Raw genomic sequence first — 23,952 nt, 5'->3', positions numbered from 1 at the left:
TTGGATGGGAGTGGGGATCGAGGTGGTTCCTGGCGGAGCCGCCGGGCCGGCCTCATGCCGGGTTGTGTTCGGGTGGTCCGGCGGTGCCGTCAGGGGCCGCCTCGGCCCGGCTAGCGCGGACAAGATCCACGGGACACCCCCTAGCAGGTGCTCCCGGCCGTCCCCGGCGGGTGTGTCCTGCCGGGGCCGGCCGTCGGGCGGGTCGGCAGCCGAGGGGTGTCCCCTCGAACGGAGCCGGACACCGGCCGCCAGCAGCACGGATCGCGCGCCGGCATAGGAAAGCCCGGACCGCGCGGCCAGGCCGCGGATGCTCGCACCGGCGCGGTACTGCTCGACCATGGCGGCGACGTGGTCGGGGGAGCGGTGCGGCCGGGGTGCGATCCCGGCCGCGCCGAGCAGGCGCCGCACAACGCGCCGGTCGATGGCGGTGTCGCGGGACAGGTCGGCGATCGACGCGCCGTCGCGGTAGCGGCGCGCCAGCAGCGCGGACAGTTCTAGGTCGGAGGCGCCGAGGCACGGCCCGTCGTCGGTGCGCAGGCCGCCCTCCTCGAGGAGCCGGCGAACCGTGCCCGGGCGCCGGCCGATCTGGGCCGCGAGTTGGTGGATGGTCAGGCCCTCGGCCTGGAAACGTCGGGCCAGCGCGGCGGCGAGCTTGCGACGCCGGTGGCCGCGCAACCCACCGGCCTGACTGTGCTTGTCCACTGGTATCCCTCGTTCACCAGTAGCGGCTGTTGGCAGGGAGACGTCGGCGGTCGCCCGTTCTGACGGCGTTGTTCGCGATGACTTGTCGGCGGTCGCTCAACACCGCGCGGGGGTCACCCCATCGGGGTTTCCGAGTTGCTGCGCGATTGTCCTCTTCGCACGATTGATCAGGAGGGCGAATCTCGCTCATCCTGAGGAGAGCATCATGCAACAATGCATACTGCGTAACGGCTTTTCGGTCATGTTCCCGGGCTCGTGGCTGTCCTCGGGGCAGTGCGGGCCCGACGGCGGAAACTGTGTTCAGCTGAATCTCGGGTTTCCCGGTGTGGTCGGAATCAGGGACAGCAAACCGTCGGCGGGGCCGGTGCTGGTGTTCCCGCGCGACGGCTGGGCGGCGTTTCTGGCCGCCGCGAGGATCGGCCGATTCGACTGCCGAGTCGGCCGAGTTTCCGTGTCACGGTGAATAGCGCGGACAGTGACCCGTTGTGGTGCCCCAAGACGCGCTCGCCACCTACGCTCTGGCACACGGACCGGGGCGCGGCGCCTCGGCACGAACTGTCCGCGCGGCGAGGGGGGATCGGTGCACGGCACGACGACCTCACGGCGGCGGGCGCTCGGTGAGCTGATCCGTCAGGCCCGCACGGCCGCCGGCCTGACCCAGCACGGTCTCGCCAGGCTGCTCGACTGCGGACAGGCCAAGATCAACAAGATGGAGACGGGCGCCGTCGGCGTCAAGCGGGCCGACCTCGACCTGCTCGTCGGGATCCTCCGCGTCGATCGGGACCTGGCCGAGCAGATGAAAGAACTGTTGCAGGCCAACGAACGGGGCGCCAGATGGGACGGGCATCGAGCCGCCGTGCCGCGCTGGTTCCGCGCGTTCACCGACCTGGAACCCACGGCCCGCGACATCTTCGCCTGGCACGGCGAGCGCATTCCCGGCCTGCTCCAGTCCGAGCTCTACATGCTCGAGCAGTTCACCATGGCCGGCGCCAGGGACGTCAAACTCCTGCTGCGCAACAGGTTGGAACGCAAGAAGGTCCTCGATCAGGAGAACCCGCCGCAGTACCACTTCATCCTCAGCGAGGCCGCGTTCCGCCGCATGATCGGCGGCCTGCCCTTGGCGGTGGCGCTCGACCAGGTCCAGTACCTGCTCGCGCTCGACCTCACCCATCCGCACCTGCACCTGCACGCGCTGCCCTTCGCCGCCGACGTGCTCTACGTGCCCAACGACTACACGATCATGACGTTCGCCAACACCACGAAGGACTGCGTCTTCCTCGAGTACCTCGAGGGCGGGGACGACATGAACAGCGCCGACGAGGTCGAGCGATTCGTCCGGAACTGGGACGGTCTGCGCGAGGCGTCGTTGACCGAGCAGGACACCCGGGGGTACCTGACGGGACTGGAACGCGAGCTGGTCGAGCGGCGAAGTACTGGCAGCCGATAGGGGAGGCGGCTGGTCGGCGTGATCGCGGACCCGTACAGTCTGGTTCGAATGGATCAGCGGTCGTGGCTCGAAGGAAGCGGCTATGGCACCCCCGTTCACGCGTGACAACGAGGTGCCGAGCGCGCCGCTGCCGCCCGAGCTCGCCGAGTGCCTTCGCTACGGTCCCTTCCACCGCGCGCTGCGGATGGCGTTGGCGCACCGGGGTTTGTCGCTGTCGCGGATCTCCGCCCACTTGGCCCAGCGCGGCGTGCCCGTCGCCTCCTCCACCCTGAGCTACTGGCAGCGCGGCATGCGGCATCCGGACGCGCCGCGCTCGCTGGAGGCCGTGCGCGCGCTTGAAGAACTGTTGCGGCTGCCCGTCAACGCTCTCGTGGTGTTGATCGGGCCGCGCACCCGTCCCGCGCCGACGGACTCGGCCGTGGTGAGTTTCGCCGAGGTCGCCGGCAGCTGGGCCAAGACGGACGAGCTGTTCGCCTCGATGGAACCCCGCAACGCCAACCCGACCCTCGCAATCGTGGCCGTGCACGACAGCGGGCGGGTCGGCCCGCACCGGGAACTGCGGCGGTGCACGACCAGGGTGGTGGTGCGGCCGGTCGTGCAGGGCGCCGACCGGTACTTCGCCGTCGTGCGTCCTGACGAGGTCGGCGACGTGGCCGACGTGGTGTTCCAGGCCGTGGACGGCTGCCGGGTCGGCCGGATCCGCCGCGATCCGGAGACCAGGCTGGTCATGGTGGAGCTGCTGTTCGACCGCCACCTCGGTGAGGGAGAGGTGCACGTGTTCTCCTACCGCGTCAGCTACCCCAGCTGCCGGCCGACCGAGGGCATCTACCGCACGTTCCGGCTGCCCTGCGAGAGCTACCTGTTGCGGCTGTCCTTCCACCGCCGCGCGCTGCCGGTCCGCTGCCTGCGCTACGTGCGAGAGACGGAGGACAGCCCGCCGCTGGAACGGGACGAGCTGGTCTGCTGGGGCGGCGAGGTGGCCAGCGCGTACTTCTCCGACGTCGGGCCGGGCCAGGCGGGCGTCGCCGTGGAATGGGACTGACCGGGACGGCGGCAGGGGGATGCCATCCCGGTCAGGGCGCGCCGAGGTCCTCAGCCGTCGGAACGTCCGGACGGGCGACGTCGACGCAGGATCAGCACCCCGGCAAGGCCGAGCCCGAGCGAACTCGCGCCGAGCGCCAGCACCAACAGGTTGTCCCCGCCGGACACCGGCTCCTCGTTCCTGGACAGCATGGCCTGGGCGAGCGCGGGATCGACGGTGCCGTCGTAGTTGTAGCCACCGCCGACCTTGTGCTGCCTGGCGTAGTCGGAGCCGGCCTGCTTGTCCGCGTATCGGGTGTGCACGAGCGCCTGGTAGTCCGCGAGCGACCAGCTGCGGCCGACCTGGCTCTTCAGCGCGGGAAACGCGGCCGACAGCAGCGTGACCCGATCGGCCGTCGCCGCGTACCACGCGCCGACCTGCGGCTCGGTGAGCAGTTGGACGCCGCCGGGGAGCGTGGCGGCGAGGTCCCGTTCGACGGTGCCGCTCGCCGCGCTGGCCGCGTGCCAGCCGGTGCCGGCGCGGTCCCGCACGGACTGCACCGTGACCGCGCCGACCGAACTCGTTGCGGGCACGGCGATGTAGGCCAATGTGCCGACCGCAACCTGGTCGCCACGGACGAAGGCGGCGCTGAGGCCGAACACGGGGACGGCCTGGTCCGCGACCCGCACCTCACGCGCCTGCTCGACGGAGGCGTGCGCGACCGAGTGGAGGTTCTGCGCGGCCAGGGTGGCGGCCTGCGGGGTGTGCGCCGCGGCGAGGGCCGAGGTCAGGTCGGCCTGGTTGGGGGCGGTCAGTGCGGTCGCCGTCGCCGACGCCGTGGTGGCCAGCACGAGCGAGGCCGCGAGCCCGCCGATCGTCGCCGCGCCGCGCAGGAGTGCCTTCCGCATGGTGGTCCGCATCAGAAGCCTCCTGCCGAGATGTTCGCGATCGTGTCGAACCAGGTGAACTGGCTGTTCTGGAGGAAGTCGCTCCAGTTGTAGGTGGTGTAGCGCTGGTCGGTCGGCCATGGGTCGCCGACCGACATGGTCTGGCTGCTCGCGTCGTAGCCGTAGCCGACCTCGGCGTGCCCGCCGCCCGCCGTCCAGGCGATGGCGACGATGAACGGCCGGTTGCCGTCGATCTGGCTCTGCACGGTGGGGAAGTCGATGGCGTCGCCGACGTCGGTGCTCGACGCGCCCTGTGCGGCGAGGCCGTTGACGATGTCGCTGCTCGACGCGGGTTGGTTGGGACACTGGTAGCCGGCGGGCAGTCCCCTGGCGCCGGCGCAGAAGCTGTTCTGGCTGACGCGCTTGCCCTCGTAGGCCAGGACGGTCACGCCGGAGGCGGACCAGCACCACTCGTCCTGCTGCTGGACCTGCATGGTGATGGACAGGTTCGTTGAGGTGCCCGCCGCGACCGACACCGAGGCCGGTGTCGGCGGCCTGGCCGAGGCGTCCGCGATCGCGGGCAGCGCGATCATGCCGCCGATCGCGAGGAGTGCGGCGGCCGTGCGCCAGAAGCTAACTCTTGCCACGCTTCTCTCCTTTCGGATGTCACCCGCAAAGGTGAGCGCGATCACAATGGGTGCATGGGTATGGGCCGGACAAGGCGCGGTGGCGGCCCGCGACGGCGACCGTGAGCGTTCACACCTGCACCCGCATGACAGCGGCTCATCGGATGGAACCCGCAGGCCGCACGCCGGCAGAACATCCACAGCGCGTTCACAGCGCTGTGAACGCGCGGGGCCAGGTGGCCGATAACCGACGTGCGCGCAGAACCCCGGCTGGGATACTGACCGGCGAACCGGATGATCGTGTCGCCGTGGGAGGTTCGTCAGTGTTGCAGGGGGATGTCGGGCTGGAACTCGGCCGGCGCGTCGCGGAGTCGTTGCGGTCGGCGCTCGGCGTGCGGATCACCCCGGAGCAGGCGCTGATCCGACCCTCCTCGGCCGGTCGCGGCGCGGACTACCAGTGCAACGCCGCGATGAGCCTGGCCAGGACCGTCGGCAAGACCCCGCGCGAGGTGGCCGAGGCGCTGCTGGCCGGGCTCGACGCCGCCGACCTGGTCGAGCAGGCGGAGATCGCGGGGCCCGGCTTCGTCAACTTCCGGCTCCGCGACGACTGGCTCGGCGCGCAGGCCACCCGGCTGCTGGCCGACGAGCGGGTCGGCGTTCCGCTCGCCGAGCGGCCCGGCCGGTACGCGGTGGACTACGGCTCGCCCAACGTCGCCAAGGAGATGCACGTCGGACACCTGCGGTCCTCGATCATCGGCGACGCGATCGTGCGCCTGCTGGAGTTCGGCGGCCACGAGGTCATCCGCCGCAACCACCTCGGCGACTGGGGCACGCCGTTCGGGATGCTCATCGAGCACCTGGTCGACGAGGGCTGGACGACCGTCGAGGCCGACCACTCCATCGGCGACCTGAATTCCTTCTACCGGGCCGCACGCGCGAAGTACGACGCGGACGGCGACTTCGCCGAGCGGGCGCGGCGCAGGGTGGTGTCGTTGCAGGGCGGCGACGAGCCGACGCTGGCGCTGTGGCGGGAGCTGGTCGCCGAGTCCACCAGGCACTTCGAGCAGGTCTACGCCGCGCTCGGCGTGACGCTGGCACGGGGCGACAACTACGGCGAGAGCTTCTACAACCCGTTCCTGGCCGACACCGTCACCGAGCTGGCCGACCGGGGCCTCACCGAGACCAGCGACGGCGCGGTCTGCGTGTTCCCGCCGGGATTCGCCAACCGCGACGGCGAGCGGCTGCCGCTGATCGTGCGCAAGGGCGACGGCGGCTACGGCTACGCGGCCACCGACCTGGCCGGCGTGCGGTACTGGACGCGCGAGCGCGACGTCACCGACCTGGTCTACGTGGTCGGTGCGCCGCAGAAGCTGCACTTCGAGATGGTCTTCGCCGCCGCAGAGCAGGCCGGCTGGCTCGACGGGGACCACCGGGCGGTGCACGTCGAGTTCGGGTCGATCCTCGGCGAGGACGGCAAGATCTTCCGCACACGCGCCGGCGACACGATCAAGCTCGCCGACCTGCTGCGCGAGGCCGTCGACCGCGCGGCCGAGGTGGTCGCCGAGCGCACCGACCTGGACGAGCGGCAGCGCGGCCAGGTCGCCGAGGCCGTCGGGATCGGCGCGGTGAAGTACGCCGACCTGGCCAACGACCGCGACAAGGACTACGTCTTCTCCTGGACCAAGATGCTGGCGCTGGAGGGCAACACGGCGGTGTACCTCCAGTACGCCAACGCCCGCATCCTGTCGGTGCTGCGCAGGGCCGGCGAACAGCCAGCCGAGGGCGCGCCGATCGTGCTCACCGCGCAGGCCGAGCGGGCCCTGGTGCTGAAGCTGTTGCAGCTACCCGGAGCGGTGGCCTCGGCGGTGGCGGACTTCGCGCCGCACAAGCTGTGCACCTACCTGTACGAGACGGCCACCGCGTTCTCGGGCTTCTACCAGCAGTGCCCGATCCTGAAGGCCGACACCGAGGACAGCAGGCGTTCCCGGCTTGCACTGGCCCGGTTGACCTCGACGGTGCTCACGCTCGGGTTGTCGCTGCTGGGAATTCAGGCGCCGCAACGGATGTAGGCCCGCGTCACACCGCGAGGTCGAGGGCGAGCTGGCCGCTTCCGGTGCGAAGTTGGTCGGCCCGCCTGCGCGCGCCGCGCGTCAGGCACTTCACGCAGGTGGTGCCGTCGTCGGTCGGGGTGAGGTCGTCGGGGTTGTGTGAGGAGTAGCCGGTGTGGCAGGCCGGCGACGGTAACAGGACCCCGCCGAGCGCCGGCCGCAGCTCGACGTCGTGCACGGCGCCGTGCCGGCCGAGCCGCAGCCGGTGGCCGGCGAACCTGCGGCAGTGCCACGCGCCGATCCCGGCGAGCACCGCGGCCAACGGGTCGTTGATCGGGTCTGGGCTGGTGGACGGTGTCGCGGTCACCCCACCAGGATGCCTCAGGCCACCGACAAGATCGGGGACGTCCGGCCGCTGCCCGGTCCGGGTACGGCAGCCGGCCCTCGGCTCAGCACTTGGCCCGGCTCGGCACTTGGCCTGGCACGGCGCGGTCAGGCGGGCGGCCAGTTCCTGAGCGCGACGTCGAGCGCGTCGAGGACCCGCGACCACGAGGCGTCCAGGCCGGGCGCGCGGCGGAACGCGCCGGCCGTCTCCAGGCTCACGTACCCGTGGAAGGTGCTGTGCAGCAACCGGACCGCGTCCGTCTGGTCGGGCTCGGGCAGCTCGTAGCCGCGCAGGATCGCGCGCGTCATCTCCGCGTGCCGGGGCGCCGCGCTGGCGGCGGCCGTCTCCTGGTCGAGTTCGGTCTGCGTCGCGGCGTACCGGCCGGGATGCGCCTTCGCGTAGTCCCGGTAGGCGCCCGCGAAGGCCACCAGCGCGTCCTTGCCGGCGCGGCCGGCCAGCGCGGCGGCGACCCGGTCGGCCAGCTCGGCCAGGGCCTGCACCGCGACCCGCACCCGCAGGTCCTGCGCGTTCCTGATGTGCGAGTACAGGCTCGCGTCCTTGACGCCGAACCTGCGCGCGAGGGCCGAGACGGTCAGGTTCTCGAAGCCGACCTCGTCGGCAAGCTCCGCCGCCGCCTGGGTCAGGCGCTCGGCGGTCAGCCCCGCGCGTGCCATGGGTCACCCTTCTATACCTAGAGGCTTTAATCGTTTGCCTAATACCTCTAGGCATACTAGCTTCTCAGCCTATGAGACCGGTGACCGAGCGCGACATCCGCGCGTCCTTCGTCAACTGCACCAAGGGCGAGGCGAAGCGGCTGTCCGTGCCAAAGGACCTGGCCGAGCGACTGTGGGACGACCTGGACTTCCTCGGCTGGCGGGACCCGGCCGCGCCGGACCGTGCCTACCTCGTCGCCGAGTCCGGCGACGGGTTCGCCGGTGTGGCGCTGCGCCGGGCCGCGCCGCCCGTCGGGCCCGCCCGGCGCAGCATGTGCTCGCTGTGCCTGACCACGCACACCGGGGACGGCGTCGCGCTGATGACCGCGCGCAAGGCCGGGAAGGAAGGGCAGCTGGGCAACTCGGTCGGCGCCTACATCTGCACCGACCTCGCCTGCTCGCTCTACCTGCGCGGGAAGAAGGACGCCGGGCTGGGCAGCCGACTGCACGAGTCGCTCACGCTGGACGAGCAGGTGGACAGGACGATGGCGAACCTGGCCGGATTCCTGACCAGGGTGGTCGGCTGATCCACGGCTACCGTGGTCGCTCACAGCGGCACCTGGCGACGGGGCCGTGACGCCACGGAGGATCCACGATGGAATACGGCACCGACCCGCGCGTCGACGAGTACATCAACGGCCTGCCCGACTGGCAGCAGGACATCTGCCGCGAGGTCCGCGATCTCGTGCACGCCGCCGACGGCGAGGTCGTCGAGACCATCAAGCGCACCACCCAGCCGTACTTCGTGTTGCAGGGCAACATCTGCGCGCTGCTGGCGGCGAAGGACCACGTCAACGTGTTCCTGTACGACGGCGCGATCGTGCCCGACCCGGAGGGGATCATCACCGCGGGCCACGACAACAAGACCGCGCGGACGGTGGCGTTCCGGCGGGGCGAGAGCATCAACGCGCCTGCCCTGCTCGCCATGATCAGGCACATCATCGCCAACAACCGGGCCGGCGGCTGGCGGAAGCTGAAGCGTGAAGGCTGACCGCCGCCGCCGGCGGTGCTGTGGTCTAGCTGCCGTGGTCTAGCTGCCGTGCGCGCCCGCCAGCTCCAGGGCCCGCCCAACCCGCTCGGCCACGTCGTGCCATGGCCGACACGGCACGACGGGTAGCCCGAGTCGCGCGGCCTGCTCGGCGAGCCGGTGCCCGTACCGGGCGCTGGCCTCGGCCCGCCGGAACTGCCGGCCGGCGTCCGGCTCGCGGGCGGCGTAGTTGTCTGTGATCTGCTCGGGGTTCTCCTCGTGCAGGAACACCGCCCGCACGGCCCGCCCGGCCGCCGCGCCCGCCCGCACCGCATCGGCGACGGCGGCCGGGGCGAGGTAGTCGCCCTCGACGATCGCCGGCACGTCGACGGTCAGCCGGTTCTCGACAACGCCGAGCAGCGCGGGCGCCAACGCGTCGGCGGTGGCGAGCTGGAGCTCCACCACGCGGTCGACGTCGAGCGCCGAGGTGTCGGGGACCTGATCGAACAGGTGCAGGCCGGGGTGCTGCTCGGCGGAGGTGAGGCGCGTGACCGCGCTGACGACGTCGTCGAACTCGACCACGAACGCGCCGTTGGCCCGCGCCAGCCGCGCGGCGGCCTGGCTCTTGCCGACGCCCGACGCGCCGCCGATGAGGAGAACGTCCCACGATGACCGGATCACGCGCCGACCGTAGCCGAGACCGGGCGGGGATCTGTGTTGTGGCACAGGCGAAGCGCTGCCGGACGGTGCCCGGCCGGTCGACGATCCTCGGCTGCGGCACGCATCGACGTCGGCACGGTGCGTGATGATCACCTCGTGGGAGAGCCGTTCGGTGGCGACCCGTAGCCTGTTCGGGTGACAGACTGGGTGACGATCTCCTCGCTTGCGACCGCAGGCGGCACGCTTGTGCTCGCGGCGGTGACGTTCGCGTCGGTGCGTTCGGCGAACCGGGCGGCGCGGGTCGCCGAGGAGACCCTGTTGGCGGGCATCCGGCCGCTGCTCATGCCGTCCCGGCACGAGGATCCGCCGATCAAGGTCGGCTTCGGCGACGGACACTTCGTGCACACCCCGGGAGGCGGCGGCACCGTCGAGACCGGCGACAGCGCGGTCTACCTGACGATGTCGGTGCGCAACGTGGGCAACGGCATCGCGGTGCTGCACGGTTGGCGGCTCGAGCCGTCGCGCGAGGTGGCGCAGACCCGGCCGCCGATCGAGGAGTTCCGCAGGCTTACCAGGGACATCTACGTCGCCACTGGCGACGTCTCCTTCTGGCAGGGCGCGATCCGCGATCCCGAGGAGTCCGACTTCCTGGAGATCCAGGGGCGCATGGCGTCGCCGGAGCGCATCATCGTCGATCTGCTCTACGGCGACCACCACGGGCGCCAGCGCGTCATCAGCCGGTTCTCGTTGCTGCCGCGCGAGAACGGGGCCTGGCTCGCCACGGTCGCGCGGCACTGGAACGTCGACCGCCCCGACCCGCGATGAGCGCACGCGAGTCGGTGCGCCCGACTTCGAGACGCACCTATCGCGCCTATCGCACCTATACTGCGGATTCGGACTTTCTGGGAGCTTGCGGTGGCCGTGCGTAGCGATGAGTTCCTTCGGATGGTGGACGCGCTCGCCGACGTGCGCCGCGCCGAGGGCGAGCAGTACACCTCGTTCAGCGTGCGCGGCAAGCGGTTCGGCTACTACTGGCCGCGAACGCAGACCGTCGGTCTGAAACAGACCCTGTCCGAACAGCTGGCCCTGGTCGCCGAGCGGCCCGACGTCTTCGAGGAGCAGTTCACCTCCGGCGGTTTCGGCTGGGTGGTCGTCTACCTCGAAGGAATCGAGGCCGGCGAGCTGACCGAGCTGGTCTTCGAGGCGTGGCGGTTGTCCGCGCCAGAGGAGCTGATCGCGGAAGCACCCGACCCGGCGCGGCCCGGATCCCGTTGAGGCCGCGCGGCGGGAACGGCCGCTGACGGGCCATGATGGACGGCGTGGAGTCGACTCGTGTGGACCGCTGGCTGTGGGCGGTCCGGCTGACCAAGACCCGATCGGACGCGGCCGCCGCCTGCCGTGGCGGGCACGTGCGGGTCAATGACCGGCCGGCCAAGGCCGCGACCACGGTGTCGCCCGGCGACGAGGTGCGGGCGCGCGTCGGCGACACGACCCGAATCGTCGAGGTGGTTCGGGTGATCCAGAAACGCGTCGGGGCGGCCGACGCCGCCGTCTGCTTCATCGACCGGACCCCGCCGCCCCCGGCGGAGGCGGCGCTGCCGTTCGCCCGCAGGGACCGAGGGGCCGGGCGGCCGACGAAGCGGGAACGCCGGATCCTGGACCAGTTCCGCACCGGCCAACCCTGACCGGGCGACGACGGGCGTCAGCGGGCGGCGGTGTCGGCGAGACCGATCGGCAGGGTGGCGGCGAGGCCGTCGGCGTGCTGGCCGTCGAGGCGCTTCATGGTGACGCCCCATTCGCCGGCCAACCGGGTCAGCTCGCTTTCCGCGTGCGCCAAAGCGGCCGGGCTCGCCGCCGCGACGCGCACCGTCGCGGCCACCCTCGGCCGGGTCTCCAGCGGCGAGCGGCACGCGGTGACGGCCACCGTGACCGCCGCCTGCGGCGCGGCCGTCAGCAGCCAGCGCAACAGTTGTGTGGCAACACCTGTGGCGAGGTCGGCCCAGCCGTCGAGGCGGAACGACGCCTGCGAGATCGACCCGCTCCGCCACAGCCGCCACTCCTCGCGGACCAGACCCCGGCCCGCGTTGACGTGGGCCAGCGCGGCGAGGGTGCCGAGCACCTCGTGCTTGGCCAGCGCCCTGGTCGGGAAGCCGTCCCTGCGCAGCTGGCGCTGGACCCGGCGGACCGCGTTGCCGAGCACCTGCCGGACGTCCTCGTCCCGGTGCGCCTCGACGGTGCGCAGCGCCTGTAGCGCGACCCACATGCGGGGCGGGCGGTCCCGGTTGATTCCGGCGTGATGCACCACCTGCACGGCGAAGGTCGGCGCCTGCCCGTTCGGCGACGGCAGCAGCGTTTCGGGAGCCTGCACCATTTTCGTGAGATCCCGGACGGTCGACTTCGGTTGCAGCACCGCCGTGATCCCGGGAGCCCTGCTCACCATGAACACCGTGTCGTCGTTGACGTCCTCGGTGCTGCCGGCGGCTTCCGGCGAGACCAGCCGCAACAGCGCCGCGCCGGTCTCGCCGTCGCCGCCGAGGTCCTGGTTCCTGTTGCGCAGCAGATACTTCGTGGACAGCGCAAGCCAGTCGAACAGCCAGCGACCCCGGACCCGCACGGCGGTCAGCGCAACGACGATCGCGGCGACGATGGCGACCGAGCCGGTGGTCAGCCACGGCCGGCCGATGACGAGCGCGATCGCGATCAGCACGAGCTGCCAGCAGATGACGCGGAGGACGCCGATGCCGGCGGTCCGGCCCGAGGTCCTGCGGCGACTCGGTCGCGGGGCCGGACCCGCCGTCGGGCGCGGTGTGGCCGGTGTGGTGAAGGCCGGTGTGGTGAAGGAAGGCGCGGTGGCGGCAGGCACGGCGGTGGCGGGGCGGGACTGTCCGCGCGCCGTCGTCAGGGCGGCGAGCGCGGCGTCGCGCGCCGACGCCAGCCTGGCCGCCGTGGCGGGGGCCGCGACGCCGACGGCCGGTGCCGTGGGACGCCCGGCCGCCACGGGTCGCGGTTGCTGCGTCATCGGTGCGCCGATCCGCTCGCCGGTCTGTGCCGCGCCAAACTCGGTCACCGCGCTGCCTCCTCGTGCCCTTGCCGGACCACGCTGCCACGGCGAACATGAGGATTTGGTGACACCGTGCGCTAGGTGAGCTTGGGCCGGCGAAGCCGGGAAGCGCGCTGTCAGCACCGTTTCATGAGAATTTCATCATCCATGACTAGCGTCGCCCCCGCGCCACGGCACACCATCTAGGGGGCACCCATGGGACTGCGTAAAGCAGGCGATCGCCCGAATCCGGGATATATCGCCACTGTACCGGACCCGGCCACGGACGCGGTGTGACCATGGACGCGCCACGCGTGGGAAAGAAGTCCGCCCGACCTCGGCTCAGCGCGGTGGCGCGCACCAGGGCAGGCGTCGCGCTGCTGGTCGCCTGCTGCCTCGGTGCGGTCGGCTTCGCCATGGCGGGCCAGGGTCCCGCGCCGGTCGGCCTCCAGTTCCTCCAAGTCGGACACTGGGTCTACAACACCGCGTTCCAGTCGGCCTTCCACATCGACGGGTCGACCAACCAGGTGGACGCGCGGGCCAGCGTGCCCGGCGCGGAACCGGGCAGCCAGGCCACGCAGGGCGAGCACTCCGGCTACGTGGTGGAACGGTCGCGGATCACCGAGTTCAGCAAGTCGACGCTGAGCGTCGAGAACGTGCTAACGCCACCGGCCACCGAACAGCCGGTCGTGCTCGAGGTCGCGGGCGGGCCGTACCTGGTGTACCGCAACGCGGGCCAGGTGGTTCGGCTCGGCGACCCGATGACGACCGTGCCGGCCGGCGGACCCGTGTCCGGCCCGGTCGCGACCAGCGACGGAACCGTGTGGCTGCACCGAATCGACACGGGCTCGCTGTGCGAACTGCCAAGGGACGCGGTCCTGCTCGCCTGCCCGGCGCGGATTCCCCAGGGGCACAACGGTTCGCTGGCCATCGTCGACGACAAACCGGTGCTGATCGACACCACCTCGGCGACCCTGAGCCAGGTCGGCAAGGACGGGCTCGGCGAGCCGAGCGCCATCGGCACCGACCTGTCGGCCACGGCCCAGGTGGCGAACAACGCCGTCGACGGCAGGCTCGCGGTCGCGGACCCGAGCAGGCACCAGCTCGTGCTGATCGACACCGCCGGGCTGGCGAAGAACCGGCCGGTCGCCAAGCCTGTCGCCGTCGACCTGCCCAAGGAGAGCCGGTTCGCCGGGCCCATCACCACCTCGCACACCATCGCGCTGGTCGACGAGACCAGCAACGAGGTGTTGACCTACGACAGCAGCGGCTCGCGGAAGGGCACGGCGAAGATGCCCGGCACCGGCGTGGCGCCCAAGCTGGCGCTCGGTGAGGACAGCCGGATCTACGTGGACAGCCCGGACGGCTCGCACGTGCTGGTCGTCAACGGGGAGGACGGCACGGTCGCCGCGGTGCCCGTCAACGGCACGACCACGAGCCAGGCGCCGAGCGGCACGGGGCGGACGACCGGCAGCACGGAGCCTCCGACCAGTGCCCCGCCGCCGAGTTCCGGCGAGCCGGCCAGCCCGACCACGACGACGCCCCCGCCGCTGCTCCCGCCGATTCTCGCGACACAGCAACCAAAACCGGCGCCGCATCAGGACACCGCCACGCCGTCCAAGCCCACCCCGCCGCCCGTCGCGCCGGCGTCCCCTCCCGGCGCGCCGGGCAACGTCGGCGCGGTCGCCGGCGACGGCGCGGCCACCGTGACGTGGGCCGCGGCGGCGCCCAACGGCGCGCCCGTCACCGGGTACGTCCTGTCCTGGCCCGGCGGGTCGACCCGCGTCGGCGGGGGACTGGCGACGGCCACCGTGACCGGGCTGACCAACGGCACCTCCTACGTGATCACCGTGGCCGCCGAGAACTCGGCGGGCCGCGGTGCGGGCGCGAGCGCCGGGGCAGTCATTCCCGGACGTCCCGCCGACGCGCCCGCCGTCACCGCCAAGAGCAGCTTCGCCGGCTACGTCGACGTGACCTGGACCCGACCCGACCTGCACGGCGGCACGCTGGTGCACTACGTGGTGAGCGCGGCGGGCCAGGCCGACCAGACGCTGGCGACGGAGGCGGCCCGGCTCCTCACCTCCCCGGCCGCCCAGGCGTTCGACGCCGTCACGGTTCGCGCGGTGACCCGGTACGGCCCGCCCGGTTCGCCGACCTACCAAGGGGCTCCCGGCACCGGTCAGGTCGTCAGCCCGCTCGGCTGGCCTTCGGTGACCATCACCCGCGTGACGATGGCGACACCGGGCGACCTCACCGTGACCGTCAACGCCACGACGAACGGCTCCCCGACGACCTGTCAGGCGAGCGGCAGCGGCGGCACGGGCGCCTGGGTGCCGTGCGCCGGCAGCACGGACCTCTCCCTCAAGGGCGTCACCCCGATCGGCGGCACCGGCATGTACAACGTGACCGTGAACGTGAAGAACGCCGTGGACAACGGACTCGCGGCGATGTGGTGGGGCGTGCCGCAGCCCGCGTCGACGCCGCACAGCGGACCCGGCGGCTTCGTCATCTGGCTCTGGCCCGCGATCCTCGCCGGGACGCGTCGGTGGAAGAAGCACGGCCCGTGGACGGGCCGTCCTGGGGAGGACGAGGACCCGTCGTGACACCAACACCGAGGGCCGCCTACGAGCTCATCGCCGAGAATGTGCAGACGGTCATGCGCGGCAAGCCGGACATCGTCCGGCTCGCCGTGGCCGCGCTGTTCGCCGAGGGCCACCTGCTGATCGAGGACGTGCCGGGAGTCGGCAAGACGACGCTGGCCCGGTGCGTCGCCGCCAGCGTCGGTGGGCGGTGGAGCCGCATCCAGTTCACTCCTGACCTGTTGCCAGGCGACATCACCGGCGTGATGGTGTACCACCAGAACGCGGAGCAGTTCCAGTTCCACCCCGGCGGGATCTTCGCGAACGTGGTGCTGGCGGACGAGATCAACCGAGGCACGCCGAAGACCCAGGCCGCGCTCCTCGAGGTGATGGCCGAGCGCCGGGTCACGGTCGACTCGGTCAGCCAGGACGTGCCCCGGCCGTTCTTCGTGGTGGCAACGCAGAACCCGATCGAGATGGAGGGCACCTACCGGCTGCCCGAGGCGCAGCTGGACCGGTTCCTGATGCGGCTGTCGGTCGGCTATCCCGACCACGACGCCGAAATGCGGGTGGTGATGGGGGACTGCGCCGGGGTGACTCCCGACGAGCTGCGGCCGGTGCTCGACATCGACGACGTGCGGCAGGTGATCGCCGAGGTGCGCAGGTCGCATCTGGCCCCCGAGGTCGTCTCGTACGCGGTCCGGCTGGCCGAGGCGAGCCGGACGCATCCCGCCGTCCGCTACGGCGCCAGCCCGCGCGGCAGCATCGCGTTGATCCGGGCCGCGCAGGCGCTCGCCGCCACGCACGGCCGCGACTTCGTGACCCCGGACGACGTGAAGGACGTGGCGCACCCGGTGCTCGGCCATCGGCTCGTGCTCACTCCGGACGCGGAGCTGAACCAGCGGCGGACCGCCGAGGTGGTGGACGAGCTGCTGACCGACACGGCCGCGCCGACGTTAGAGACCAGGAGATAGGCGTGCGGCTCACCCGGCGAGGCGTCGCCGTGCTCGCCACGGCCGTCGGCTGCTACGCGATCGGCGAGCTGGCCGGGTTCGCCGTGTTCCGCGCGGTGGCCGGGATCGCGGTCGGCGCCGTGCTCGCCGCCGTGGCCGTCACCATGGTGCGGCCGAAGGTCGAGATCGACCGGACCGTGCAACCAGACCGGATCGAGCGGGGCAGGCCCGCGCTGGCCACCATGGTGGTGCGCAACCCCACCGCGCGCCGGCACGGCGGTTTCGCCGCGGGCGACCGGATCGGGGCGCGGGTGCACCGGATCCAGGTGCGGCCGCTGGCGCCCGGCGCGGAGGCCACCTACCACTACGAGCTGCCGGCGACCGCGCGCGGCCGGCTCCAGGTCGGTCCGCACGTGGTCAACCGGCTCGACCCCTTCGACCTCGTCCGCAGCGACCGAACCACGGGCGGCACCACCAGCCTGTGGGTGTATCCGCGTCGACACCTGGTGCGGCCCGCGCGGGCCGCCCACCCAAGGCATCACCACGACGGGCCGATCACCGACCCGCCGCTGCACGGTTCGCTCGACCTGCGCGTGGTGCGGCAGTACGTGGTGGGTGACGAAGTTCGTTACCTGCACTGGAAAGCGACCGCCAAGACCGGTCAGCTGATGGTGCGCGAGTACGTCGACCCGGCCCAGCTGAGGTTCACCGCCGTGCTCGACACGAGGCCGGCCGCGATGGACGCCGAGGTGTTCGAGGAGGCCGTCGAGGTGACGGCGTCGCTGCTGTACGCGTCGGCGTCGGCAGGACAGCACTGCCGGTTGGTGACGCCGACCGGCGCCGGCACATCAGTCCACAGTGGACTGCGCGCGGCTAGGATGCTGTTGGACGAGCTGTGCCTGGTCACCCAGGACGCGCCGAGCGACGCGCCGCTGGTGCCGCGCGCGCTGGCCACCAACCGACCGGACGGCGCGCTGGTGCTGATCACCGGCCCGGACAGCGACATCGACTCGGCGCACCGGTGGCGGCCGGACACCGTGATTCGGCTCGGCGTCGCGCAACCGGCCGACGGCGGCACCGGACTGATCGCCGCCCTGGACGCGGCCGACGCGGCGGCCAAGTGGAACGCGGCTCGGCTGGGTGCGTCATGACGGCCGCGTCCGTGCGGTTGGTGTGTGGGCGGGTTATGGCCGGCCGGGCTGGTGTCGAGGTTGAGTGGCTCGTGGTTGTCGGGCGGCTTGGTGCGACCCGGGAGGTTCGACGGTGTGCGATCCGGTGGAGCGCGATCCGACGGGGTGCGTCGTGACCACGACGTCTGCGCGGTTGGTGTGTGGGCGGGTTGCAGTCAGCCGGGCTGGTGTCGAGGCTGAGTGGCTCGTGGTTGTTGGGCGGCTCGGTGCGACTCGGGCGGTTCGACGGGGTGCGATCCGACAGAGTGCGATTCGACGGGGTGCGATCTGGTGGTGTGCGTCGTGACGGCCGCGTCCGGGCGGTTGGTGTGTGGGCGGGTTACGTCCGGCTGGACTGGTGTCGAGGTTGGGTGGCTTGTGGTTGTTGGGTGGCTCGGTGCGACTCGGGCGGTTCGACGGGGTGCGATTCGGCGGGGTGCGATCCGATGGGGTGCGTCGTGACCACGATGTCCGTGCGGCGGCCGGCGCGGGCGACGTCGTCGCGCGGCGCGTCGTCTCTCTCGGTGCTGACCCGCCGCCGGGCGCGCGGGCCGATGCCGGGCGACCGGGCCGACGCCAGACTCAACCGGCTCGCGGTCGCCGGGCTGCTCGGTGCGACCGGAGTGGCCGGCCTGCTGTTCGCGCCGGTGTTCGGCATCGCGGCGCTGATCGTCCCGGTGCTGGTGGTCGTCCTCGTCGGCTACGGCTGCGTCGAGGCGTGCGCGCGGTGGCCGAGGATGGCGCCGTGGCGGCCGGTTCTGGTGCTGGCGGGCGGTGTGCTCGGGCTGATCGAGTCGGTGCTGTTCGGCACCACCGTCGCCGGCCTACCGACCCCGACGTCGCTGCTCGGCGTGTGGCGCGGGTTGACCGAGGGCTGGCTGCGCACGTTGCAGTCCACCTGGCCGGCCCGCCCGGAACCGGACCAACTGCTGTTCGTCCCGCTGGCCGTGCTGCTCGCGCTGCTCGTCGGCCTGGAGTTGCTGCTGCGCCTGCGAAAGCAGCTGGCGGCGTTGCTGCCGAGCCTGGCCGTGGTCGGTCTTTCCCAGGCGTACCAGGCCTTGACTGGTCTCGCGGCGGTGGCGGCCGCGGTGGCGTATGCGGCCCCGGCCGCCCTGCTGCTGTGGGCGGAGCGGCCCGGTCGGCAGGGTCCTGCCGACCGGCGGCCCGGTGGGCTGCGGTCGGCGCGGCGATTGTCCTCCGGCGGCGCGTGGTTGGCGCTGTGCACGGCGATCGCGGTGGTGGCCGGGGCCGCGGCCCTCAGCGGCCTCGACCCGGCCGACCGGGCGCCGTACCGACTCCAGGACAGCCACCCGGCCCCGTTGCGGCAGAACGCGATCAGCAACCCGCTCGACGAGATCGCGCAGCGGCTCACCCACCCGGACCGGGAGATGTTCCGCTATCGCAGCGACGCTCCGGTGGACCGGTGGCGGCTGGCCGTGCTCGACGGCTTCGACGGCGCGAACTGGACGGCCGACCCGCGGTTGCAGCGGCTGGGCGTCGGCCGGGACGGGCCGGCGGGCAGCACCACGCGGACGGCCGACGTGCGCCTGACCGACCTGTCCGGACCGTGGCTGCCGAGCCAGCAGAATCCCCTTGGCGTGGACGGGATCGCGCCGCTGGTCGACCAGTCCGGTGGCACGCTGCTGCTGGACCAGCCGACCGCCGGAACGGACCGGCAGTACCGGCTGAGCTGGTCGGCGCAGGAGGTCGACGGCAGGGACCTCGGCGTCGCGCCGGTCGACACCAGGGCCTCGGCCGGGCTCGGCGGGCTGGGTACGGTGCCGCCCGGCCTCAACCAGTTCGCCAGGGACGCCGTGCTCGGGCTGCGCCCCACATTCCAGTCCGCGCTGCAACTGGAACGCTTCCTGAGCAAGAACTATCAGGTCACCGTCGGCGGCGAGCTGCCGACGGGACACGGCTGGCCGCAGCTGAGGTACTTCCTCACCGACAGCAAGCGCGGCACGAGCGAGCAGTTCGCCGCGGCGTACGTGGTGCTCGCTCGGCTGAACGGGATCCCGGTCCGGCTGGCCGTGGGCTATCGAGGCTCGACCGAGACCGACGGCGGTTTCGCCGTCGTGCGCAACCGCGATGTGCTCGCCTGGCCGGAGGTCGCGGTCGCCGGGGTGGGCTGGGTGCCGCTGGATCCGACCTCGACGGCCGCCAAGGCCGGGCAGGCGCAGCCGGGTCAGGCGCGATCCGATCTCGCCAGGGCGGCGGCCCAGGCGCGGGACCAGCTGCCACCGGAGGGATCGCTTCGCCCGGCGCAGTTGCCGCAGCAGCAACAGAAAGCGGGAATCGGCGCGGCGGACGGCGCCGGTCCCGGCCGGTGGGGGACGGTGGCGGCCGTCGGGGCGCTCGCGCTGCTGCTGTGCTGGCTGGCCGGTGTGCCGCTGGCGAAGGCCCTGCGCGCCAGGCGAAGGCGGCGTTGGTCCGGGGCCGACGGGGTGGTCGGCGCGTGGGCCGAGGCGCGCGATCGGCTGCGCGCGCACGGCGTGCCCTACCGGGTCGGGATGACGCCGAGGGACCTGGCCGAGCTGGCCGGCCCGGTGGTCGGCGAGCCGACCGTGCGGCCGATCATCGGGCTGTCGCGGGTGCTGGACATGGCGCTGTGGTCCGGCGAGCCGGTGACCAACGGAGCCGTCCGGCGGGCCTGGGACGAGGTCGGCGCGATCCGCCGAGACCTCGCCGGGCGGCCGTGGTCCGCCCGGTTGCGGGCCGCGGTGGAGCCGCGCACCCTGCTGCCGCCGGCGACTCGGGGGAGCAGCAGGCGCTAGGGGGCGTCCCGTGGATCTTGTCCGCGCTAGCCGGGACTCCCATCGAACAAGATCCGCAGGACACCTCTAGGTCTCGTAGGGGTCGGCCGGGTCGGGGATCTTGAGGTCGCCGCCGGGGACCACGGTGAGGTGCACGCGGGGCTGCGCCGGGTCGGCCGGCGAATGGTCCACCGAGGTGAACTCGGCGATGACCTCGTACCACTGCCCGGTGCTTGGTTTCGGGGGCGGCGACTGCGGCCAACTGAGGTCCACCGAGGCCAGGAAGGCGTCGGCGGCGCAGCAGGAGATCACATACCGGGACAGGGTGGCGGTGCCCGGTTCCCCCTGCGGCTTGGTGAGGAAGCCCTGGACCCGAATCCGGTGCCCGCGCAGGGTTTCGCCGTCGTTGGACAGCCCGCGCTGGATGGTCTCCAGCAGGCTCAGCCGTGCGGTGCCGTCCGGTCCCGTCTGTAGTGGGGCATAGGAGGTGGATCGGCCCTGCGGCTGCGCCTGGACCTGCGGCGGGGCCGCGCTGATGCCTTCGGTGTCCGCGGTGGCCGCGTTCAGCCCCGGATGCCCGACGAGATACGCCAGTAGCAGCGGAACCACCAACAGCAGGGACACCGGCGTGATGCCGAGCCGGCCGTTCTCGTGGTCGTGGTCGTGGTCCGGTGTGGGTGGCCTGGCCGACAGTGCCCGCGCTGTCGTCCACAGGCCGGCGGCCGCCAGCAGCGCCGCCGAGGCCAACAGGTACGGCCCCATGCTGGGGCGAACGTAGGCCGTGTGCGCCCCCGAGAGCACAAGCTTGCCGAGCACCACCCCGGCCAACGCCGTCAGCAGGCCGGCGGCCAACCCCCTTGGCAGCCTCACAGCAGCACCGCCCCGACACCGGTGGCGGCCAGCACCGCGATCACGAAGGTGGCCGGTGCGAACCGGGCCGCGAACCGGCGGCCGAAGGTGCCGGCCTGTAGGGCGATCAGCTTCACGTCCACCATCGGCCCGACCACCATGAAGGCGAGCTGCGCGGTGCGGGAGAACTGCCGGAAGCTTGCGGCGAGGAACGCGTCGGCCTCCGAGCAGACCGCGATCGCCACCGCGACCAGGGCGAGGGCGAGCACCGCGACCGGGCCGAGGGCGGCGGCGGCATCGGCCACCGTGCGGGGCAGCAGCGCCTGAAGGGTCGCGCCGAGCCCCGCTCCGACCGTCAGGTACCCGGCCGCGTAGGCGAAGTCCTCCACGATGACCTCGGCCAGCCGGGACAGCCGGGCCCCGCTGCCGGCGCCGTCCGGCGTCGAGACGTACCGCTTCGGCAACCGGATGGGCACCCCGATCCGCCGCCACAGCAGGCCGACCGCCATCGCGGTGATCCAGGAGGCGAGGAACCGCGCCAACGCCATTTCGGGGTGCCCGGGGAAGGCCACCAGTGTCGCGGCGATGACCACCGGGTTAACAGCGGGAGCCGCGAGCAGGAAGGCCAGCGCCGCCGACTCGGAGACGCCCTGGCCGAGCAGCCGGGCGGCCACCGGCACGGAGGAGCACTCGCAGCCGGGCAACAGGGTGGCCGCGGTGCACGCCACCGGCACCCCGATGACCGGCCGGTCGGGGACCAACCGCCGGAGCGCGGCGGGAGTGACGAACGCGGCGAGGGCGGCCGAGACGCAGACGCCGAGCGCGAGGAACGGCATCGCCTGCACCACCAGCGCGATGAACACGGTGGCCCAGCGCGTTCGCTGGCCGGCGTCGGCCTGGACGAGCAGCAGCAGGCACCAGCCGACGACGAGGGCGGCCACCGCCATCGTCGGGGCCTTCGACCACCGCGACCTTGGCCCGGCGTCGGCGACGATCACCGGCCCGGCCGCGGTCGCGCCGGGTTCTGTCGCACCATCCTGGGTCGCCTCAGCCTTGGCCACCGGGGTCCCGTCCACGCCGAATGCCAACTTTCTACTCGGTCTAATCAGACATATTGCCCGGGATTGAGAGCACTCCGTTATGCGCAGTTGACGATATTCGTTCATCAGTATGAGTTAAGGTCTCGCCTCGTCAAGCTGGGGAAACAGGCTGCAAAGGCGTGTGCGGCCGTCGTCGAGGGAGATTTGTGATGAAGCGCACCAGGTTCGGTTGGCTGACCGGGGCGGTGACGATGGTCGGTGTCGCGGCGATCGCGACCGCCGTGGCCTGCAGCCCCAATCCGAGCACCGGTGACAACTCGGCGAAGGCCGCCGAGGCGGTCAAGCCCCCGTGTCAGCCGTCCGCTCCGGCCACTGGGCAGGCCGCGGCCGCGCCGGCGGCGGGCAAGATCCCGCTGGTCTCGACCGAGTCGGGGGAGCTGCCGGAGGCCAAGCCCGACCAGATCCACCTGTTCGGGTTCAACGACTTCCACGGGAATCTGGAGCCGCCGGTCGGCTCCGGCGGCAAGCTGGCCGGGTATGACTCCGGCGGCGCGGCCTACTTCGCCACCCACCTCAAGCGGCTGGCCCAGAAGTACCCGAACAGCGCCACCCTGATGGCCGGCGACGCGGTCGGGGCGAGCCCGCTGGACTCCGGGCTGTTCTACGACGAGCCCTCGATCAAGTTCTACAACCAGCTCTGCGTCAGCGCCTCCTCGGTCGGCAACCACGAGTTCGACAAGGGCATCGGGGAGCTCGCGCGCAAGCAGACCGGGGGCTGCCCGGCCGATGGCTGCGACCCGGGCAACCTGGGCGAGGGCGCCAAGTACCAGTACCTGGCGGCGAATGTCACCGACGCCGCCGGCAAGCAGCCGCCGGCCCTGAAGCCCTGGATCATGCTCGACCTGGCCGGCCGCAAGGTCGGCGTGATCGGCGTGGTCACCAAGAGCACGCCGAGCATCGAACTCGCCGACAACATCAAGGGCTACACCTTCGGCGACGAGGCCGACGCGGTGAACAAGTACGTGCCTGACGTGAAGAAGGCCGGAGCCCAGGCGATTGTGGTGCTGGTGCACGAGGGCGGCTCGCAGACTGTTCCCAAGGGCTCCGACGCCGACTACAACAAGTGCGACAACATCGACAAGATCACCGACGGGCTGGCCGCGAGGATGGACTCGGCCGTGAACGTGATCATCTCCGGGCACAGCCACATGCCCTACGTGTGCAAGCTGCACGACAAGCTGATCACCCAGGCCTCCTTCTACGGCAAGCTGATCACCGACATCACGTTGACCTTCAACGGCGACAAGGTGACCTCCGCCGAGGCCGTCAACCGGATGGTCACCCGCTCGGTGCCCGAGGACCCCGACGCCAAGAAGCTGGTCGACTTCTTCAAGCAGGCCGCCGGCCCCAAGGTCAACCGAGTGGTCGGCTCGATTGGCGGGGACATCACCAAGACGCCGCTGGCGGGCGGGGACACCGCGCTCGGCGACCTCATCGCGGACTCCATGCTGGCTGCCACCAAGGACACCGCCAAGGGCGGCGCGGTGGCCGCGTTCATGAACCCCGGCGGGGTGCGGGCGGACCTGACCGCCAAGGCCGGGGCCGGGGTGCAGAAGCAGGACGGCCAGGTCACCTACGGGGAGCTGTACACCGTGCAGCCGTTCAACAACCAGGTGACCACACTCGACCTGACCGGCCAGCAGATCCTGGCCCTGCTTGAGCAGCAGTGGAAGAACGACCTCGGCCCGAAGGTCCTGGACATCGCCGGAATCACCTACGCCTTCAAGGATGCCGGCGAGGCAGGCAGCAAGATCGTCGCCGACAGCGTGAAGATCGGCGACCAGCCGTTGGACGCGGCCAAGACCTACCGGGTGGCGACGAACAACTTCCTGGCCGGCGGCGGTGATGGCTTCACCACCTTCACGCAGGCCAAGAACCCCTCGCCGGGGCCGATCGACGTCGATGTGTTCGAGGCCTACTTCAAGGCCGCGGGCAGCTCGCCGGTCGCGCCGCTGACCACCGGCCGGGTGACCAAGCAGTAGGGCACCGCCTGGATGCCGCCCCCGCGCACGTAGCCACGGTTGGCCTTGGAGGAGTACGCCTTGTCCTCCAA

Annotated in this window: 23 protein-coding genes; 14 read left to right on the top strand and 9 right to left on the bottom strand. The window is 71.9% G+C overall.

The window, feature by feature from the left end; all coding sequences use genetic code 11:
- Nucleotides 1-702, bottom strand: a 702-nt coding sequence (locus F0L68_RS43225; protein WP_223198395.1) for a helix-turn-helix domain-containing protein, incomplete at its 3' end; no start/stop codon positions are given.
- A 205-nt stretch (nt 703-907) separates the two neighbouring features.
- Between F0L68_RS43225 and F0L68_RS01355 the strand changes: the two genes are divergently transcribed.
- From F0L68_RS01355 to F0L68_RS01345, 3 genes are all read left to right on the top strand, one after another.
- Nucleotides 908-1,165: a DUF397 domain-containing protein gene (locus F0L68_RS01355; RefSeq protein ID WP_149847503.1), complete on the top strand. Its 258-nt coding sequence runs from the start codon at nt 908-910 to the stop codon at nt 1,163-1,165.
- A 117-nt stretch (nt 1,166-1,282) separates the two neighbouring features.
- Nucleotides 1,283-2,149: a helix-turn-helix domain-containing protein gene (locus F0L68_RS01350; RefSeq protein WP_149847502.1), complete on the top strand. Its 867-nt coding sequence runs from the start codon at nt 1,283-1,285 to the stop codon at nt 2,147-2,149.
- A gap of 82 nt (nt 2,150-2,231) precedes the next feature.
- On the top strand, nt 2,232-3,191 hold the full coding sequence (locus F0L68_RS01345; RefSeq protein WP_223198394.1) for a hypothetical protein: 960 nt from the start codon (nt 2,232-2,234) through the stop codon (nt 3,189-3,191).
- Nucleotides 3,192-3,241: 50 nt separating this feature from the next.
- On the opposite strand, the gene F0L68_RS01340 is transcribed toward F0L68_RS01345, so the two are convergent.
- Together F0L68_RS01340 and F0L68_RS01335 are read right to left on the bottom strand one after the other, a co-directional pair.
- On the bottom strand, nt 3,242-4,090 hold the full coding sequence (locus F0L68_RS01340) for a hypothetical protein (protein WP_149847501.1): 849 nt from the start codon (nt 4,088-4,090) through the stop codon (nt 3,242-3,244).
- On the bottom strand, nt 4,090-4,704 hold the full coding sequence (locus tag F0L68_RS01335) for a papain-like cysteine protease family protein (RefSeq protein ID WP_149847500.1): 615 nt from the start codon (nt 4,702-4,704) through the stop codon (nt 4,090-4,092). Before F0L68_RS01335 ends, F0L68_RS01340 begins: the two co-directional genes overlap by 1 nt.
- Before the next feature lie 302 nt (nt 4,705-5,006).
- On the opposite strand from F0L68_RS01335, the gene argS reads away from it, so the two are divergent.
- Nucleotides 5,007-6,752, top strand: a complete 1,746-nt coding sequence (gene argS / locus F0L68_RS01330; RefSeq protein WP_149847531.1) for an arginine--tRNA ligase — start codon at nt 5,007-5,009, stop codon at nt 6,750-6,752.
- 7 nt (nt 6,753-6,759) lie between these two features.
- Here argS and F0L68_RS01325 read toward each other — a convergent pair whose 3' ends face one another.
- Together F0L68_RS01325 and F0L68_RS01320 are read right to left on the bottom strand one after the other, a co-directional pair.
- Nucleotides 6,760-7,098 carry a hypothetical protein gene (locus F0L68_RS01325; RefSeq protein WP_149847499.1) on the bottom strand — a complete coding sequence of 113 codons (339 nt, stop codon included), beginning with the start codon at nt 7,096-7,098 and terminating at the stop codon, nt 6,760-6,762.
- A 125-nt stretch (nt 7,099-7,223) separates the two neighbouring features.
- Entirely contained in the window at nt 7,224-7,790 is a 567-nt protein-coding gene (locus F0L68_RS01320) for a TetR/AcrR family transcriptional regulator (protein WP_149847498.1), read from the bottom strand.
- A gap of 71 nt (nt 7,791-7,861) precedes the next feature.
- Here F0L68_RS01320 and F0L68_RS01315 point away from each other — a divergent pair, with 71 nt between their 5' ends.
- Nucleotides 7,862-8,356, top strand: a complete 495-nt coding sequence (locus tag F0L68_RS01315) for an FBP domain-containing protein (RefSeq protein WP_149847497.1) — start codon at nt 7,862-7,864, stop codon at nt 8,354-8,356.
- Nucleotides 8,357-8,424: 68 nt separating this feature from the next.
- Nucleotides 8,425-8,820, top strand: coding sequence for a DUF1801 domain-containing protein (locus tag F0L68_RS01310; protein ID WP_149847496.1), 396 nt, complete (start codon nt 8,425-8,427; stop codon nt 8,818-8,820).
- Nucleotides 8,821-8,859: 39 nt separating this feature from the next.
- Here F0L68_RS01310 and F0L68_RS42075 read toward each other — a convergent pair whose 3' ends face one another.
- Complete coding sequence (locus F0L68_RS42075; protein WP_188316327.1) at nt 8,860-9,477, bottom strand: AAA family ATPase; 618 nt, start codon at nt 9,475-9,477, stop codon at nt 8,860-8,862.
- A gap of 174 nt (nt 9,478-9,651) precedes the next feature.
- Here F0L68_RS42075 and F0L68_RS42070 point away from each other — a divergent pair, with 174 nt between their 5' ends.
- The 3 genes from F0L68_RS42070 (at nt 9,652) to F0L68_RS01295 (ending at nt 11,141) form a co-directional block, all read left to right on the top strand.
- Entirely contained in the window at nt 9,652-10,281 is a 630-nt protein-coding gene (locus F0L68_RS42070; RefSeq protein WP_188316326.1) for a hypothetical protein, read from the top strand.
- Nucleotides 10,282-10,371: 90 nt separating this feature from the next.
- A complete protein-coding gene (locus F0L68_RS01300) occupies nt 10,372-10,731 on the top strand; it encodes an MmcQ/YjbR family DNA-binding protein (protein ID WP_223198393.1) in 360 nt (119 codons plus the stop codon).
- Between the two features lie 44 nt (nt 10,732-10,775).
- Complete coding sequence (locus F0L68_RS01295; protein ID WP_188316325.1) at nt 10,776-11,141, top strand: RNA-binding S4 domain-containing protein; 366 nt, start codon at nt 10,776-10,778, stop codon at nt 11,139-11,141.
- Nucleotides 11,142-11,158: 17 nt separating this feature from the next.
- Here the strand turns inward: F0L68_RS01295 and F0L68_RS01290 are convergent, their stop codons facing one another.
- The gene (locus F0L68_RS01290) at nt 11,159-12,523 is read right to left on the bottom strand and encodes a type VII secretion protein EccE (protein WP_223198392.1); all 1,365 of its coding nucleotides are present in this window, start codon (nt 12,521-12,523) and stop codon (nt 11,159-11,161) included.
- A gap of 272 nt (nt 12,524-12,795) precedes the next feature.
- On the opposite strand from F0L68_RS01290, the gene F0L68_RS01285 reads away from it, so the two are divergent.
- The 4 genes from F0L68_RS01285 (at nt 12,796) to F0L68_RS01270 (ending at nt 19,971) form a co-directional block, all read left to right on the top strand.
- Nucleotides 12,796-15,099, top strand: a complete 2,304-nt coding sequence (locus F0L68_RS01285; protein WP_223198391.1) for a fibronectin type III domain-containing protein — start codon at nt 12,796-12,798, stop codon at nt 15,097-15,099.
- The gene (locus F0L68_RS01280) at nt 15,096-16,049 is read left to right on the top strand and encodes an AAA family ATPase (RefSeq protein ID WP_149847493.1); all 954 of its coding nucleotides are present in this window, start codon (nt 15,096-15,098) and stop codon (nt 16,047-16,049) included. Before F0L68_RS01285 ends, F0L68_RS01280 begins: the two co-directional genes overlap by 4 nt.
- Before the next feature lie 2 nt (nt 16,050-16,051).
- Complete coding sequence (locus tag F0L68_RS01275) at nt 16,052-17,179, top strand: DUF58 domain-containing protein (RefSeq protein ID WP_149847492.1); 1,128 nt, start codon at nt 16,052-16,054, stop codon at nt 17,177-17,179.
- A 485-nt stretch (nt 17,180-17,664) separates the two neighbouring features.
- Entirely contained in the window at nt 17,665-19,971 is a 2,307-nt protein-coding gene (locus F0L68_RS01270; RefSeq protein WP_223198400.1) for a transglutaminaseTgpA domain-containing protein, read from the top strand.
- A gap of 66 nt (nt 19,972-20,037) precedes the next feature.
- Here F0L68_RS01270 and F0L68_RS01265 read toward each other — a convergent pair whose 3' ends face one another.
- Nucleotides 20,038-20,820, bottom strand: a complete 783-nt coding sequence (locus F0L68_RS01265) for a TIGR03943 family putative permease subunit (RefSeq protein ID WP_149847491.1) — start codon at nt 20,818-20,820, stop codon at nt 20,038-20,040.
- Nucleotides 20,817-21,875, bottom strand: coding sequence for a permease (locus F0L68_RS01260; protein ID WP_188316324.1), 1,059 nt, complete (start codon nt 21,873-21,875; stop codon nt 20,817-20,819). Before F0L68_RS01260 ends, F0L68_RS01265 begins: the two co-directional genes overlap by 4 nt.
- A gap of 173 nt (nt 21,876-22,048) precedes the next feature.
- Here F0L68_RS01260 and F0L68_RS01255 point away from each other — a divergent pair, with 173 nt between their 5' ends.
- Entirely contained in the window at nt 22,049-23,881 is a 1,833-nt protein-coding gene (locus F0L68_RS01255; protein WP_223198390.1) for a bifunctional metallophosphatase/5'-nucleotidase, read from the top strand.
- The last annotated feature ends 71 nt before the right edge of the window (nt 23,882-23,952 follow it).

The sequence above is a fragment of the Solihabitans fulvus genome, from assembly GCF_008386585.1.
Classification (GTDB): Bacteria; Actinomycetota; Actinomycetes; order Mycobacteriales; family Pseudonocardiaceae; genus Solihabitans; species Solihabitans fulvus.
This window is presented reverse-complemented; position numbering and strand designations above follow the sequence as displayed.

Excerpts from the sequence above, each read along its gene's own strand:
- F0L68_RS01355 (WP_149847503.1), top strand. The coding sequence starts at position 908 with ATGCAACAATGCATACTGCGTAACGGCTTTTCGGTCATGTTCCCGGGC.
- F0L68_RS01270 (WP_223198400.1), top strand. The coding sequence starts at position 17,665 with ATGTCCGTGCGGCGGCCGGCGCGGGCGACGTCGTCGCGCGGCGCGTCG.
- F0L68_RS01255 (WP_223198390.1), top strand. The coding sequence starts at position 22,049 with ATGAAGCGCACCAGGTTCGGTTGGCTGACCGGGGCGGTGACGATGGTC.
- F0L68_RS01320 (WP_149847498.1), bottom strand. The coding sequence starts at position 7,790 with ATGGCACGCGCGGGGCTGACCGCCGAGCGCCTGACCCAGGCGGCGGCG.
- F0L68_RS01310 (WP_149847496.1), top strand. The coding sequence starts at position 8,425 with ATGGAATACGGCACCGACCCGCGCGTCGACGAGTACATCAACGGCCTG.
- F0L68_RS01345 (WP_223198394.1), top strand. The coding sequence starts at position 2,232 with ATGGCACCCCCGTTCACGCGTGACAACGAGGTGCCGAGCGCGCCGCTG.
- F0L68_RS01340 (WP_149847501.1), bottom strand. The coding sequence starts at position 4,090 with ATGCGGACCACCATGCGGAAGGCACTCCTGCGCGGCGCGGCGACGATC.
- F0L68_RS01315 (WP_149847497.1), top strand. The coding sequence starts at position 7,862 with ATGAGACCGGTGACCGAGCGCGACATCCGCGCGTCCTTCGTCAACTGC.
- F0L68_RS01285 (WP_223198391.1), top strand. The coding sequence starts at position 12,796 with ATGGACGCGCCACGCGTGGGAAAGAAGTCCGCCCGACCTCGGCTCAGC.